Consider the following 14,770-nt stretch of genomic DNA (forward strand, 5'->3'; position numbering starts at 1 on the left):
TACCCTAAATAATTCGAGTTGCAGATAGGCGGTAACCACACGACAAATCGGTCTTAGACCGATTTGAACAGTGCTAGCACTGACCCGAAGGGTGAACCTCATAAATGAGGTTCATCAATCCCCAGGAGCTTACTCAAGTAAGTGACTGGGGTGAGTGAGGACAAATCGGCTTAGCTGATTTGAACGCCGCTTGCGGCGGCCCTTCAGGGCAAGGCTCAGAGATGAGCCGAGTATTGCCAACGCACATGCGGCTTGAAGTATGACGGGTATCCGGCGTTTTTTTTCAAGGAAATCGCTATGGTCAGCGTATTTGATATCTTCAAAATCGGTATCGGCCCGTCCAGTTCTCATACTGTCGGCCCAATGAAAGCGGGTAAAATGTTCACCGACGATCTGGTGAACCGCGCACTTATCTCATCGGTGACACGTATTGTCGTTGATATTTACGGCTCACTTTCCCTTACGGGGAAAGGGCACCACACCGATATCGCTATCATTATGGGGCTCGCGGGTAATCTGCCAGATAGCGTAAATATCGATAGTATTCCGGCGTTTATTCAACAGGTGAAAGACACTCAGCGCCTGCCGATGCTCAACGGTCAGTATGAGGTCAGCTTCCCGCTGGAATCCTCCCTGCGTTTCCAGCCGGAAAACCTGCCGCTGCATGAAAACGGCATGACCATTCGCGCCTATAACCAGCAAGAGTTAGTCTATAGCAAAACGTATTACTCCATCGGTGGCGGGTTCGTCGTCGATCAGGAAAACTTCGGCAAACCCAATCTGGCAGAGGAAAGCGCGCCCTACCCGTTCTTTTCTGCCCAGAAGTTGCTGCAACACTGTCACGATCACTGCCTGTCTTTATCCGCCATCGTCCTGAAAAACGAGATTGCGATGCATGGTCGGGAAGCGCTTGAGCATTATTTTGCCGACGTATGGAAAACCATGCAGGACTGTATGCATCGCGGCATGAATACGGAAGGCGTGCTGCCCGGCCCATTACGCGTTCCCCGTCGGGCATCAGCGCTGCATCGCCTGTTGTTCATCAACGATCGCTTTTCTAACGACCCGATGGATGCGATGGACTGGGTGAACATGTTCGCGATGGCCGTGTCGGAAGAAAATGCGGCTGGTGGACGCGTCGTCACCGCACCAACTAACGGCGCGTGCGGCATTATTCCCGCCGTGCTGGCCTATTACGATCGCTACGTTCAACCCGTCACCCCAGAATCTTACCTACGCTACTTCCTGGCATCCGGCGCTATCGGCATGCTCTACAAAATGAACGCCTCTATTTCCGGTGCGGAAGTAGGCTGTCAGGGAGAAGTCGGCGTGGCCTGTTCGATGGCCGCAGCCGGTCTGGCTGAGCTACTCGGCGCGAATCCTGAACAAGTCTGCATCGCGGCGGAAATTGGTATGGAGCATAATCTGGGGCTGACATGCGACCCGGTAGCGGGTCAGGTTCAGGTGCCGTGCATTGAACGCAACGCCATTGCCTCCGTGAAGGCGATCAACGCCGCCAGAATGGCAATGCGCCGCACCAGCGAACCACGTGTATCGCTGGATAAGGTCATTGAAACCATGTATGAAACTGGCAAAGACATGAACGCCAAGTACCGTGAAACGTCTCGCGGGGGATTGGCGATTAAAGTCGTGCTGTGTGAGTAAGAAATAGCAGGGGATACAGCCTTGTCGCGTTAAATTCTCGGCAGATTAACGCGACAATCAGGGGTTAATGCGTATGGTTTCGCATTAGCCCTTTATTTTTTATCGCTTTCAGGCAGCGACCAGACAATGTTGTTTTCAGCCGCCGCGATGTACCAGTCCACGGTGCTGTTAGCAGGTTTTTTGATATTTTCATGCTTGGTGAGCGCTTTGGCAGGAAACGTGGCGGCTTTCTTTCTGATACGCAGCGGCGTTTGTTTTTTCTCACCGCTGATCTGCGCATGGAAGGATTCCACTTCGGCATCGAAAAGCACGCCTTCAATCTGATGCAGACGATTTAACCCGCGCAAAATGGAGAGCAGGCTGCTGAGCGTAATGGATTCGCCCATTTCCGCACGCTTGATCGTCGCGATTCCCAACCCCGCCCGCTCGGCAAGATCGACCTGCGATAGACGTTGCTGAATTCTGGAGTCTTTTATTCTCCGGCACAATTCGGTAATAATTTCGCCTTCGTTCATGGTGCTGAATTTCATCTTACCCGCCACTTGCCAGAGTCAAAAAATTTGCGCGCATTTTATCATCAATTTTTCAAATGGCACGGACAATTGATGAACGGTATCCATAATTTTTTTATGGTCGATACACACTGACAAGGAGACCACTGTATCTCACTATCAGCACTGATTACTTTTAGTTCAAAACATTACTTAATTGAATAATTAAAATCAGTAATAAATCATCAAAAAAATTAACCATTTGATTTATATGATTAAAATAACAATGTAAATTTTAGATCGCGAATAATAAATAAAAACACATAAATTAAGGTAAACTTTATTCCATATTCGTACGATTGCACCGTACGCTGATTCTCTACTATTGAACCTCAATCCCATAGGAAAGGAACTTCCATAATGAGCATCACGAACCTTAATAGTATCAACTACTCAGTCCCCTCGGTGAACCGTAAGGAATCTGCGGAAAATGCGTTTTCACTCAGTGGCAACACATCAAAGCCAAACCTCCATTCAGTTTCCACTACGACTAATCCCCCTTCAACGATTCAGTCAAGCAAGCGTTATGATTTTTCCAATATGACGCCACAGGAAGCGATTGATGCGACAAAAGAGCTCACCGCCTCCGGCGATATGTCATTTGAAGAAAGTCTGGAAATCGGTATGGCGGCACTGCTAATTTTGCATCCTCCTGTTGACGATGTCTCCTCCACCGACCCCAATCGGAAAATCAATTTTATACAAATGCTAAAAAATGGGATAAGCGGTTCGCTATCACGCGGCGAGCATTTACATGCAGAACAGCAAAAATCAGTATTAGATAAACTAGCACAACTTAGTTACACGCCGATTAGCGTGAAGGCATAATGAAAAGCAGGTTCTCTTTTAAGAGAACCTGTTGAGAAGGCGGTATTATCGAATATTCAGTGAAGTACTAAGCGTTCTAAAAGGTGCATTAGTCGAAGTAGATTGATAGCGGAAAGGACCTGACTGCATGCCATCGCCATTGAAATAAGCCATCCATCCCACATAAGTCGAACCTACAGGGCATGACTCGGTATAATAACCACCGACGACACAGACGCCATTAACCTGATAGGGACTCTTTTGCGTACCATTCACCCAGCCAAAGCGGTTATTACCATAGCCCACTTCCAGCACTGCAATTCGCAGTTGCGCTCCGCCATGATCCTGAGTTGTCGCAAGTTTATTTGGGCCAATATATTCCCAGGCTCCACCATTCTGTGTTGACGCCACAGCATAGACATAGACAGAACTCAATGCAGGCGCTGGCGCACTAAGAGGCTTATAGTCCTGAGAAAAGGATTCATTTGCAGATGTTGGGTTCTCCAGAAGGGGAGAGTCGAATGCTGTAATTACCTCCGCCACTGGCTCTTCCTGAGCCTGAGAATAAACCGGAAACATCACACTAACCAACATACTGAATGCAACGCCAATATATATTTTCTTTCTCATCCTGAGTAATTCCATTTAAACACAGCCAATCGCTGCATATAAAATATGAATCAAAATTTTATTTTTTTCAGTAATTAAATCACAAAAAATAAAAATTTTTAAATTAAAAAAATAATAATTAATCAGTTATTTATTTTTATGAAAAGTTTAAAAATATTCGCAATATCATTGCCATTCATAATAAAATGATACGCATAGAAATGATATTGCATTCTATTATTTAAGTACGATTCTAACCAAAACGCCCAGTAATATAATCCTCTGTGCGGCGCTGTGTCGGAGAGGTAAATAGATCGTCCGTACGATTGTATTCGATCAGTTTGCCCTGATTGATAAACGCGGTGTAATCCGACACGCGAGCCGCCTGCTGCATGTTGTGTGTCACCAGCACCAGAGTGAAATGCTGCTTTAGCGTTCCCATCAGTTCCTCGACAACCAGAGTCGAAATGGGATCAAGCGCGGAGGTCGGCTCATCCAGCAGCAACACTTCCGGCTCAATAGCAATCGCCCTGGCGATCACCAAACGCTGTTGCTGCCCGCTGGATAGCGTCAGCGCGTTGTCGCTTAATCGATCCTTGACCTCATGCCAAAGTGCCGCCGCACGTAGCGCACGCTCAACGGCATCATCCAGAAAACGGCGATCGCGTAGCCCCTGTAATCTCAGGCCATAAATCACGTTTTCATAGATCGACTTGGGAAACGGATTCGGTCGTTGAAAAACCATCCCCACCCGACGGCGCAACGTGGCAACATCCAGCTGCGAGTCGTTGATAGGCATCCCATTCAGCCTGATATCGCCTTCGGTGCGGCAGTCGTCCACCAGATCGTTCATACGATTAAAGCAGCGTAACAGCGTGGATTTGCCACAGCCTGACGGGCCGATCAGCGCCGTTACCTGATTCTTCGGAATACGAATCGAAATATCGTTCAGTGCCTGCTTGTCGCCATAGTAAAGATTCAGATGTTCCACGGTTAACGTCGTCTGCTCATCACTCAGTTGATGAACATCAGGCAGCGGTGCCATCTCCTTTTGTGTCATAAATCCCATAACTTCATCCTACTTTCAAAGTGATAACGAACGATATTTCTCACGCAGAACATGGCGAATCCCTATCGCCGCAAGGTTCAACCCAACCACAATCAACACCAGCAGCAGTGCGGTGATGTACACCAGCGGTCTTGCCGCTTCCACATCCGGGCTTTGGAACGCCAGATCGTAGATTTGGAATCCCAGATGCATAAATTTTCGCTCAAGATGCAGATAAGGGAAAATGTCATCCACCGGTAAAACCGGCACCGACTTCACCACGCCAACCAACATCAGCGGCGCGGTTTCCCCCGCGGCACGCGCTACAGCGAGGATCAAGCCCGTCATCATCGCGGGAACCGCCATCGGCAGCACAACATGCCACAGCGTTTCGGCTTTGGTCGCTCCCAGCGCTAATGAACCGTGGCGCACGGACATTGGGATGCGCGACAGCCCTTCCTCCGTCGCCACAATCACCACTGGCAACGTCAGCAGTGCCAGCGTCAGTGACGCCCACAGCAGCCCCGGCGTCCCAAACGTCGGATTCGGCAGCGCCTCGGAATAGAACAGCTGGTCCAGCGTGCCGCCGATGAGATAAACAAAAAAGCCTAACCCGAATACGCCATAAACAATGGAAGGCACCCCAGCCAGATTGACCACGGCAATCCGCACCCAGCGCGTTAAGCTGTTTTCCCCCGCGTACTCATGCAGATAAACCGCGGCGATCACGCCCAACGGCATCACGACAATAGACATCAGCACCACCATCAGCACCGTGCCAAAAATGGCGGGAAAAAGGTGGCCAGCGCTGTTGCTGTCCGGCGAATAGTGCACCAGCATGAATTTCGCCTGCTCGCCCCAGTGGCTGACTTTTTCCCACAGGTTCATCGCATTAGGGAACCAGGCCTGTTCAATGTCTCTGAGCGGAATAAGATGGACGCTGCCATTCGCATCGCGTAGCTGTACGGTATCGCGATTAATGTCCATATTGAGTGAGGTTAACTGACGCGACAGCTCATCGAAGCGGCGTTGCAGTTCAATACGTTCAGCCTGAAGACGGGCTAACGCCTGATTATCCAGCGTCTTGGCCTGCTGCCGCTTTTTCTCTTCCAGCCGCAGCGTTTCAAACTGCTGGTTGATCTTCGCCATCTCCCCCATGCGGATGGCCTGAGTCTTCGCCAGCAACCCCTGCACCTGCTCGATGCGATGCTGTAAGGTGGCAGGGAGATCCGTCGCCACCAGCGACTGCCCGCCCTCCAGCATGCCAGCCAGATAACCATAGGCCGTGCCATTGTTCGTCCGCTTCAACACCAGAATATCAGCAGGTTTATCAAAGCGGACAATGTCACGCGACAGCAGGGATCGGAAACTCTGTCCATAAATTTCACGCTGGCCAATTTTGATCAAATAGCGGGTTTCAGCGTCCCCGGACGAAGAGGACAAACCGGCCTGTTCTAACTGTTGGGACGAAAGCGTCTGCTCCGCATAAATTTCCCCTATCAGCGCACGCTGCGCACCGTGTTCAGGTTGCAACGTCAGCAACCAAACGGGCTGCGGCCACAGATAGCGCATGCCCTGTCCCGCCAGCAGCACGATGATTGCCAGCATCGCCAGCAAGCTAATGGAAATGGACGATGCGGTCAGCCACACCCAGGGCCTTCCCGAACGGAACCAGCGCTTCACGCGTTTTCTCCTTCATCACGGTAGCGTTGGCGTAAGCGCTGCCGGATAGTTTCAGCCAGCGTGTTCACGATGAACGTGAAAACAAACAGCGTTAATGCCGTTAAGAACAGCACCCGATAGTGACCGCTGTTCGTCACCGCTTCCGGCATTTCAATGGCAATATTCGCCGCCAGCGAACGCAGCCCCTGAAGCAGACCTTCATCCATAATCGGCGTATTGCCCGTCGCCATGAGCACAATCATGGTTTCCCCCACGGCACGACCAAAACTCAGCATCAACGCGGCGAAAATCCCAGCGCTGGCGGACGGCAGCACAACGCGCCACAGGGTTTGCCACGCCGTCGCCCCCAGCGCCAACGATCCCTGACTTAAACGAGCCGGTACGCTGAACAAGGCATCCTCCGCCAGCGAAAAAATCAGCGGGATCAGCGCGAAGCCGAGGGCAACGCCCGCCACCAGCGTATTACGCTGCACAAAATCATCACCTAACCACTGGTACAGCGGCTGCCCTAGCACCCAGATCTCCATCCGTGGCGCAAGCCAACAGCCGACCACAAATGTCAGCAAGATCGTGGGGATGAGGAATAGCACGTCCCAGCCCGCAGGGAAACGGACGCGCCAGCGCGCTGGCAGGCACTCAATCAGCCAGCCGCAGCCGAGCACGGCCAGCATCCATAAAATCGGCATGACCAGAATCGCGGACAAATACGTCGCAAAATGCGGGGCCAGCCAGATGGCCGCTATCAGGCCGACAACCACCGTCGGCAGCGCGCCCATGATTTCCAGCGTGGGTTTAATCCAGCGTCGCAGCGTCGGCGACATAAAGCAGGCGGTATAAATCGCCGCGGACAGCGCCAGCGGAGTCGCAAACAGCATGGCGTAAATCGCCGCTTTCATCGTGCCTAGCATCAGCGGCATCATGCTGAATTTGGCCTGATAGCTGTCGTCCGCAGACGTGGATTGCCAAATATAGGCAGGCTCCGGGTAGTTCTCGTACCACAGCTTTTGCCACAGCCCGCGCCAGCCAATATCGGGATACGGGTTATCAACCTGATAGCGATGCCAGCCCTGCGCCGTTTCAACCAAGATGGCAGAACCGCGAGGCGAAAATGCCAGCGTTTGTGCATAGGTCGGTAGCGTCTGCGTCAGCAGCGCATGAGACTGTTTACTGGCAAACAGCGACAGTTCACCCTGCGCGTTCAATGTGGCAAATACTCGTCGCTGCGCCTCCGTTGCCAACAACACCGACTCGCCCACAACGTGCGGAAACTCGCGAATCTCCGTCAGCGTCGCACCCTTTTCGCCCGGAACCTCAAACCATTGGCTAATCCGCCCGTCAGCAGCCTGCACCAGCAGCGATCGTCCACCGGACAACAACGCCAGATGCAGCGGTTCCACCAGTTGTAACTGTCGCTCTTCCCGCAGCGTCAGCGCGTTCGCTCCCACTTGCCACAGCGTTAATGTCTTACCGCTGAGCAAATACACTTGCTGCCCGTCCGGCGTCAGCAGCAGTTGGCTAATCGTACCCGCCGGAAGCGTAATCTGCGCCCGTTGCCGCACGCCATTTTTATCAACATCGGCAATAATCAAGGCATTTTCCTGCCCGATCGCCGCAACAACGACATGCTTTTCCCCCACCGCAGCCACTGCCAGATGACGCAACGGCTGCGCAGGTAACCCAAGCGAATACGCCTGCTCACCCAGCGGATAATCCCAGACAGGAGAACGGTTTTCCGTACGCGATAACACAGGCTGAACGAAAATTAGACGGCCATCAGGCTGACTCAGGGCATAAACCTGTCGCTCACCTTGGCTTTGCGCCAACAAACTCAGCGCAGGCACCAGTTGAATACGCGACATAGGCTGGTTTTCCGCAAACGGAATAAACTCGCCATAGCCCTGACTATCGATGCGAAAACCGATTTGCCCGTTGTCGCTAAGCCCCAGCGCCAGCGACGGCTCCGCATTGTGGCGTTGCACCGTTTTTTGGCCGTTAACGGTGGGGGAAAGGAACAGTGGCGTCACTACATACAGTAGATAGAAGAAGATTAACAACAGCATAGCCAGCACCAGCAGCCCGCTGCCCGCAACAATGCGGTGAACGAAACGATCGATCCACGCTCGCCGACGATCCCGATACTGTGATGTGTTGCCTGTGTTTACCATTATTCTCGCCGTTAGAGTGAAGCCGCCAGAGTCGTGTTGCTAACGTATTGCGGGTAGCATATGTTGCCTTTACGCCCATAATATGACAATGGTAAGTCTGTCTATGAATTAGATTTTATCGTCATCAACACGCCATAATGTTGTTGTACCCTATCCTCATAGAGGAAGGGTATGAATATTGGATGAACCTTCAGTACATGAGTTGAGCGGAGTGACAATGGGTCAGGACAAACTCTACATAGAGAAAGAATTAAGTTGGTTATCCTTTAATGAACGAGTACTTCAGGAAGCAGCAGATAAAAGCAATCCGTTAATCGAACGCATGCGCTTTCTTGGCATTTACTCCAGCAACCTTGATGAATTTTATAAAGTCCGTTTTGCCGACTTGAAAAGACGCATTCTGATTAACGAAGAACAAGGTCTGGACGGTAATCTGCGTCACCTTTTAGGCAAAATTCAGGCGCGCGTACTAAAAACCGATCAAATTTTCGATAGTCTGTACAACGAGCTGCTGCTGGAGATGGCGCGTAACCAAATTTTTCTGGTCAACGAGCGTCAGGTTTCCCCTAATCAGCAAGAGTGGCTGAGGGACTACTTCCGGCAATATCTGCGCCCGCACATCACGCCAATACTCATCTTTAACGAAACCAATCTGGTGGAGTTCCTGAAGGATAACTATACCTATCTTGCCGTCGAGATTATTCGTGGCAATGAGATCAATTATGCCCTGCTGGAAATTCCTTCGGATAAAATACCTCGCTTCGTCAACCTGCCAGCGGAAGCGCCGCGCCGCCGTAAGACCATGATTCTCATCGATAACATTCTGCGTTACTGTCTGGATGATATCTTCAAGGGCTTCTTTGATTACGATGCGCTGAACGCGTACTCCATGAAGATGACGCGCGATGCAGAATACGATCTGGTGACGGAAATGGAATCCAGCCTGTTGGAGTTGATGTCTTCTAGCCTGAAGCAGCGCTTAACCGCCGAGCCGGTGAGATTTGTGTATCAGCGCGACATGCCGGATGCCATGGTCGCGATGCTACAAGAGAAACTGGGGATCTCTTCTTTTGACTCCGTTATCCCCGGCGGTCGTTATCATAATTTCAAAGACTTTATTTCTTTCCCGAACGTCGGACGCGCCAATCTGGTCAACAAACCCTTGCCCCGCCTGCGGCACACTGGGTTCAACAATTTTCGCAATGGGTTTGATGCGATCCGTGAGCGCGACGTTCTGCTCTATTACCCGTACCACACCTTCGAGCACGTATTGGAACTGCTGCGACAAGCTTCTTTCGACCCTAACGTGCTGTCCATCAAAATCAATATTTACCGCGTCGCCAAAGACTCACGCATCATTACCTCAATGATCCATGCGGCGCACAACGGTAAGAAAGTGACGGTCGTGGTAGAGCTACAGGCACGCTTTGACGAAGAGGCAAACATCCATTGGGCTAAGCGCCTGACGGAAGCGGGCGTGCACGTCATTTTCTCGGTGCCTGGGCTGAAGATTCACGCCAAACTGTTCCTGATTTCCCGTCGCGAAGGGGAAAACATCGTGCGTTACGCGCACATCGGCACCGGTAACTTCAACGAGAAAACCGCCCGCCTGTATACGGATTACTCGCTGTTGACCGCCGACGAACGCATTACCAACGAAGTCCGTCGCGTCTTCAACTTCATTGAAAACCCCTACCGTCCGGTCAGCTTCGAGCACCTGCTGGTGTCACCGCAAAATTCCCGCGACAAGCTTTACCAACTGATCGATACCGAGATCGAAAACGCGCTGGCGAATCGTGATGCAGGCATTACGCTTAAGGTAAATAATCTGGTGGATAAGGGGCTGGCAGAAAAGCTGTATAAGGCTTCGTCTGCGGGCGTAAAAATCAATCTGCTGGTACGCGGCATGTGTTCGCTGATCCCTAATTTGCCGGGGATCAGCGAAAATATTCAGGTCATCAGTATTCTTGACCGCTATCTGGAACACGATCGGGTGTATGTCTTCAACAACGGCGGAGATAAGAAAGTCTACCTCTCTTCCGCAGACTGGATGACACGCAACATTGATTATCGCATTGAAGTCGCTGTGGAAATTCTGGATCCCATTTTGAAAAACCGCGTGCTGGAGACGCTGGATATTCTGTTCAGCGATACGGTAAAAGCCCGTGTCATTGATAAAGAATCGAGCAACCGCTATGTCTCACGCGGCAACAAGCGTAAAGTACGCGCGCAAAATGCCATTTACGACTACATCAAGGCGTTGGAACAACCTGGAGATAAGTCTGAATAATGCCGTTAACGAACAATGAAAAAACCGAGATAAAGCCGCAAGAATTCGCGGCTATCGACCTGGGTTCCAATAGTTTTCACATGGTGATCGCACGCGTGGTAAACGGTGCGCTTCAGGTATTGGGACGTTTAAAACAGCGGGTGCACCTGGCCGACGGGCTGGACAGCAAAAACATGCTCAGCGAAGAAGCTATTCAACGCGGCCTGAGCTGTCTGGCGCTATTTGCTGAACGCCTGCAAGGCTTCCCAGCAATGAACGTGTCCATCGTCGGAACGCACGCGCTGCGTCAGGCGGCTAACGCGCAGGAATTTTTGCGCCGCGCGGCGGATATCATTCCCTATCCGATAGAGATCATTTCCGGCCATGAAGAAGCCCGCCTGATCTTTATGGGCGTGGAGCATACGCAACCGGAAAAAGGCCGCAAGCTGGTCATCGACATCGGCGGCGGTTCTACAGAGCTGGTTATCGGTGAGGATTTCGAGCCGATGCTGGTGGAAAGTCGTCGTATGGGGTGCGTCAGCTTCGCACAGCAGTTTTTCCCAAATGGTGAAATTAGCGAAGCCAACTTCAAGCGCGCTCGGTTGGCCGCCGCGCAAAAGCTGGAAACGCTGTCCTGGGAATACCGTATATATGGCTGGAAATTCGCCCTCGGCGCGTCTGGAACGATCAAAGCCACGCATGAAATTTTGGTGGAGATGGGAGAGAAAGATGGCCTGATTACGCCTGAGCGGCTGGAAATGCTACGCACGCAGATCTTGCAGTTTAAGCACTTCAAAGCGCTGAGTCTGCCGGGGTTGTCCGAAGACCGTCAGTCGGTGCTGGTGCCCGGTCTGGCTATTCTGTGTGGTATTTTCGATGCATTGGCGATCAAAGAGTTACGTCTGTCTGATGGTGCGCTGCGCGAAGGTGTACTGTACGAAATGGAAGGGCGTTTCCGCCATCAGGATATTCGTATCCGTACCGCGCAGAGCCTGGCGACCCATTACAATATCGACCGTGAGCAGGCGCGACGCGTGCGGGAAACCACGCAGCAGCTTTATGCGCAGTGGGCAGAGCAAAATCCTAATCTGGTGCATCCACAGCTTGAGGCTATTTTGAACTGGGCTTCCATGCTGCATGAGGTTGGATTGGGCATTAACCATAGCGGCATGCACCGTCATTCCGCTTACATTCTGCAAAATACCAATCTGCCCGGCTTCAATCAGGAACAGCAGCTTGTGCTGTCCATGATCGTGCGGTTGCACCGTAAAGCGATCAAGCTGGAAGAGTTGCCGCGGTTGAACCTGTTCAAAAAGAAACAGTATTTGCCCATGATGCAGCTCTTGCGCCTTGCCACACTGTTGAATAACCAGCGTCAGGCAACAACAACGCCGGAATCATTACAGCTGCATACCGATGATAACTACTGGACGCTGACGTTCCCACGCGACTTCTTTACCAACAACACGCTAGTACAGCTGGATTTGGAACGGGAACAGGTATATTGGCAGGATGTCACCGGCTGGAAGCTGATGATTGAGGAAGAGAAAGCCTGATTGATGAAAATGTTACGTGGAAAACCGAGCCTACGCCGAACAGTAAAGTGGCGCAAAAATGTGCAACTTGGCTGGCCGGTGAAAGCCGGTTAACGTAAAGTTTACAGAGATGGGGCCGATACCCAAATGATGGCTGGCGAGAATTTTCGCCAACATCATGCAAGCTCGGCGGAAAGGGGCGCTTCCTTTCCATACCAGATATCAATCCAACTCAGTGTTAAGGAGAGTGAAATGGATGTATCACAGATTGCATCACTCGCTACCGACCTCAGCAACCTGCGTACCAGCAGTGAGGCCAGTGCGCTTGTGCTGAAAAAAGCGCTCGATAGCCAAGAGGCTGTTGCTTTAGGTATTTTACAGGCATTACCCCCTCTGCCAGCAAATCCGGCAATTGGGCGTAACGTCAATACCACGGCGTAATCCCCTTGTACCACACTACCCGCTTATCCGTTTTTGAGCGGGTTTTTTACTGATTCCCTTTGTCCCTTTTATGCTCTTTCCTCTTCACGCGGGTTTATCCCCCTTCTCCTTGCACCGAACGTGCGAAAACCGGATCGACCATCATCTTTTTCACTGAGGTAGATTGACCTCCCCTACTGCTTGTGCCTAAATAAACAACAGCGAATGTTCGCTTTCACAGAGGATTAACTGGTAATGTCCACGCTTACCCACAAACGACGATTATCGATACGCCCGCGACGAAGTGGCTCTCGGATCGCCCGTGCCGTTTTACTCATCAGCTTCATCATTCTTTTAGGCCGTTTTGCTTACTCCACCATCACCGCGTTTGGTCATCACCAAGACAAACAGCAGCAGCGTGCTGAACAATTACTGCTTCCTGCCAACGTACTCGTCAATCAGAAAGAGTAGCGCTTAACCAACCCGTTCCTTATATTCTCTTTTTTTATCAGGCTTTATTGTCTTCGTATTCTTGTACCTGTCATTCACGCCGTTGCCCATTCAAGTGATGCCGTACCAATAAAAAACGTCGGGAACGTTTTTCAACGTTGCGTAGCAACGGCCCGAAGGGTGACGGACGAGGATGTCCGTCATAAAAAAACGGCAGTGCGAATCTTCGCAGCCACCGTTTTCATCAATCAATCGTTTTCATCAACTAGTAATGCACTTGCTTCAAAACGGACTTAGACGATAGTCAGGGTCACGTCGATGTTGCCGCGCGTTGCATTGGAATATGGGCAAACGATGTGAGCTTTCTGCACCAGATCTTCGGCCACGGCACGATCCAGGCCCGGCAGAGAAATTTTCAGTTCGACTTCAATACCAAATCCTGTCGGGATGGCACCGATACCTACGCTACCGTTTACCGTGGTATCAGCAGGGACAGCAATTTTCTCACGCGCACCGACAAACTTCATCGCGCCAAGGAAACAGGCAGAATAGCCCGCAGCGAACAGCTGCTCTGGGTTCGTCCCTTCACCGCCTGCGCCACCCAGCTCACGTGGGGTCGTCAATTTAATATCAACCGCTTTATCGGAAGACACTGCACGACCATCACGACCACCGGTAGCTTGAGCATGAGCAACGTATAATACTTTTTCAATAGACATAATGTGACTCCAGACAGTTAAGGAATGACCTAAGGCAGTATAGATGCTACTCAGGCCCAATTAAATAGCGAAAAATTAAATCGCGCACTACTTAGAAACTTAAAACAAAACACTTAAAAACAGGCTACTTAGCAAATGTGACGCTGTCTGACAGGCTTCGGATGCCCAAGGCAACCGCGAGTATCTTCAAAGGTGCCCAATCAGATTCTTACGCAGCGTCTCTAAATCTTTTTTGATCGTCTGCAACTGGTCAAGGTGGCATTCCGTCGCGCAAAACACGCTTTCAGGAATCGCTCGTGCCTGTTGCTGAAGTGCTCGCCCAGCTTCAGTTAACCCGATCAGCACCTGACGCTCATCTTCGGTTCCCCGATTACGCACCACTAAGCCCGCGCTTTGTAACCGCTTGAGCAACGGCGTTAGCGTGGCGGAATCGAGATACAAACGCTCGCCCAGCTCAGACACCGTCAAACCATCACGCTCCCACAGCACCAGCATCACCAGATATTGGGGATAGGTCAGATTCAGTTCAGACAGCAAACGACGATACAGTTTATTCATCGCCAGATTGGCTGAATACAGTGCGAAGCACAGTTGCCCATCCAGTTTGTAAGCGTTGTCGTTCATCGTCTCTGCCATCAGTATCTGTTACGTTTCTGGAACTGACTGTATATCGCCAAAAACTAAGTAGCAAGCGATTTAATAACTCGTTAGGTAAAATTTTTCATAAAAAATACGCCTGGGTGCGCTATCGCACACCTTTCAGGCAGCAATTCGCCAGTAATCCTATTCTTAATCTACTGATTCTGAGCTACATTTAATAAAACACGGATAAAAAACAGATCGAGCATA

13 protein-coding genes are annotated in these 14,770 nt (G+C 50.9%); 6 read left to right on the top strand and 7 right to left on the bottom strand.

From position 1 onward, the window contains the following. Nucleotides 1-297: 297 nt before the first annotated feature. Nucleotides 298-1,665 carry an L-serine ammonia-lyase gene (locus tag EO763_RS15505; protein ID WP_010280332.1) on the top strand — a complete coding sequence of 456 codons (1,368 nt, stop codon included), beginning with the start codon at nt 298-300 and terminating at the stop codon, nt 1,663-1,665. 92 nt (nt 1,666-1,757) lie between these two features. Here the strand turns inward: EO763_RS15505 and EO763_RS15510 are convergent, their stop codons facing one another. After that, a complete protein-coding gene (locus EO763_RS15510) occupies nt 1,758-2,195 on the bottom strand; it encodes a helix-turn-helix domain-containing protein (RefSeq protein WP_010280336.1) in 438 nt (145 codons plus the stop codon). Between the two features lie 381 nt (nt 2,196-2,576). On the opposite strand from EO763_RS15510, the gene EO763_RS15515 reads away from it, so the two are divergent. Further along, on the top strand, nt 2,577-3,044 hold the full coding sequence (locus EO763_RS15515) for a hypothetical protein (protein WP_161529497.1): 468 nt from the start codon (nt 2,577-2,579) through the stop codon (nt 3,042-3,044). A gap of 45 nt (nt 3,045-3,089) precedes the next feature. Here EO763_RS15515 and EO763_RS15520 read toward each other — a convergent pair whose 3' ends face one another. The 4 genes from EO763_RS15520 to EO763_RS15535 all read right to left on the bottom strand — a co-directional run bounded on the left by EO763_RS15520 (nt 3,090) and on the right by EO763_RS15535 (nt 8,528). Next, the gene (locus tag EO763_RS15520; protein ID WP_161529498.1) at nt 3,090-3,653 is read right to left on the bottom strand and encodes a YolA family protein; all 564 of its coding nucleotides are present in this window, start codon (nt 3,651-3,653) and stop codon (nt 3,090-3,092) included. A 232-nt stretch (nt 3,654-3,885) separates the two neighbouring features. After that, on the bottom strand, nt 3,886-4,701 hold the full coding sequence (gene pstB, locus EO763_RS15525) for a phosphate ABC transporter ATP-binding protein PstB (RefSeq protein ID WP_161529499.1): 816 nt from the start codon (nt 4,699-4,701) through the stop codon (nt 3,886-3,888). Between the two features lie 15 nt (nt 4,702-4,716). Further along, entirely contained in the window at nt 4,717-6,363 is a 1,647-nt protein-coding gene (gene pstA / locus EO763_RS15530) for a phosphate ABC transporter permease PstA (RefSeq protein ID WP_161529500.1), read from the bottom strand. Beyond that, nucleotides 6,360-8,528 (bottom strand): ABC transporter permease subunit, encoded by a 2,169-nt coding sequence (locus EO763_RS15535; protein WP_161529501.1) that lies wholly within the window; start codon nt 8,526-8,528, stop codon nt 6,360-6,362. The genes pstA and EO763_RS15535 overlap by 4 nt, the downstream gene beginning before the upstream one ends. Before the next feature lie 217 nt (nt 8,529-8,745). On the opposite strand from EO763_RS15535, the gene ppk1 reads away from it, so the two are divergent. From ppk1 to EO763_RS15555, 4 genes are all read left to right on the top strand, one after another. After that, nucleotides 8,746-10,818: a polyphosphate kinase 1 gene (ppk1, locus tag EO763_RS15540; RefSeq protein WP_161529502.1), complete on the top strand. Its 2,073-nt coding sequence runs from the start codon at nt 8,746-8,748 to the stop codon at nt 10,816-10,818. Then, nucleotides 10,818-12,353: an exopolyphosphatase gene (ppx, locus tag EO763_RS15545; protein ID WP_039492320.1), complete on the top strand. Its 1,536-nt coding sequence runs from the start codon at nt 10,818-10,820 to the stop codon at nt 12,351-12,353. The genes ppk1 and ppx overlap by 1 nt, the downstream gene beginning before the upstream one ends. A 231-nt stretch (nt 12,354-12,584) precedes the next feature. Beyond that, nucleotides 12,585-12,773 carry a YjfB family protein gene (locus EO763_RS15550; RefSeq protein ID WP_039492322.1) on the top strand — a complete coding sequence of 63 codons (189 nt, stop codon included), beginning with the start codon at nt 12,585-12,587 and terminating at the stop codon, nt 12,771-12,773. 234 nt (nt 12,774-13,007) lie between these two features. Next, nucleotides 13,008-13,223, top strand: coding sequence for a YfgG family protein (locus EO763_RS15555; protein ID WP_010300967.1), 216 nt, complete (start codon nt 13,008-13,010; stop codon nt 13,221-13,223). Nucleotides 13,224-13,495: 272 nt separating this feature from the next. Here the strand turns inward: EO763_RS15555 and EO763_RS15560 are convergent, their stop codons facing one another. Continuing rightward, a complete protein-coding gene (locus EO763_RS15560) occupies nt 13,496-13,921 on the bottom strand; it encodes an organic hydroperoxide resistance protein (RefSeq protein ID WP_010285606.1) in 426 nt (141 codons plus the stop codon). A gap of 186 nt (nt 13,922-14,107) precedes the next feature. Next, nucleotides 14,108-14,557 (bottom strand): MarR family winged helix-turn-helix transcriptional regulator, encoded by a 450-nt coding sequence (locus tag EO763_RS15565; RefSeq protein WP_010300970.1) that lies wholly within the window; start codon nt 14,555-14,557, stop codon nt 14,108-14,110. Nucleotides 14,558-14,770: the final 213 nt, after the last annotated feature.

This window comes from Pectobacterium odoriferum (genome assembly GCF_009931295.1).
Taxonomy (GTDB): domain Bacteria; phylum Pseudomonadota; class Gammaproteobacteria; order Enterobacterales; family Enterobacteriaceae; genus Pectobacterium; species Pectobacterium odoriferum.

Coding starts and splice junctions, on each gene's coding strand:
- EO763_RS15505 (WP_010280332.1), top strand. CDS start 298: ATGGTCAGCGTATTTGATATCTTCAAAATCGGTATCGGCCCGTCCAGT.
- EO763_RS15510 (WP_010280336.1), bottom strand. CDS start 2,195: ATGAAATTCAGCACCATGAACGAAGGCGAAATTATTACCGAATTGTGC.
- EO763_RS15515 (WP_161529497.1), top strand. CDS start 2,577: ATGAGCATCACGAACCTTAATAGTATCAACTACTCAGTCCCCTCGGTG.
- EO763_RS15520 (WP_161529498.1), bottom strand. CDS start 3,653: ATGAGAAAGAAAATATATATTGGCGTTGCATTCAGTATGTTGGTTAGT.
- pstB (WP_161529499.1), bottom strand. CDS start 4,701: ATGGGATTTATGACACAAAAGGAGATGGCACCGCTGCCTGATGTTCAT.
- EO763_RS15535 (WP_161529501.1), bottom strand. CDS start 8,528: ATGGTAAACACAGGCAACACATCACAGTATCGGGATCGTCGGCGAGCG.
- ppk1 (WP_161529502.1), top strand. CDS start 8,746: ATGGGTCAGGACAAACTCTACATAGAGAAAGAATTAAGTTGGTTATCC.
- ppx (WP_039492320.1), top strand. CDS start 10,818: ATGCCGTTAACGAACAATGAAAAAACCGAGATAAAGCCGCAAGAATTC.
- EO763_RS15550 (WP_039492322.1), top strand. CDS start 12,585: ATGGATGTATCACAGATTGCATCACTCGCTACCGACCTCAGCAACCTG.
- EO763_RS15555 (WP_010300967.1), top strand. CDS start 13,008: ATGTCCACGCTTACCCACAAACGACGATTATCGATACGCCCGCGACGA.
- EO763_RS15560 (WP_010285606.1), bottom strand. CDS start 13,921: ATGTCTATTGAAAAAGTATTATACGTTGCTCATGCTCAAGCTACCGGT.
- EO763_RS15565 (WP_010300970.1), bottom strand. CDS start 14,557: ATGGCAGAGACGATGAACGACAACGCTTACAAACTGGATGGGCAACTG.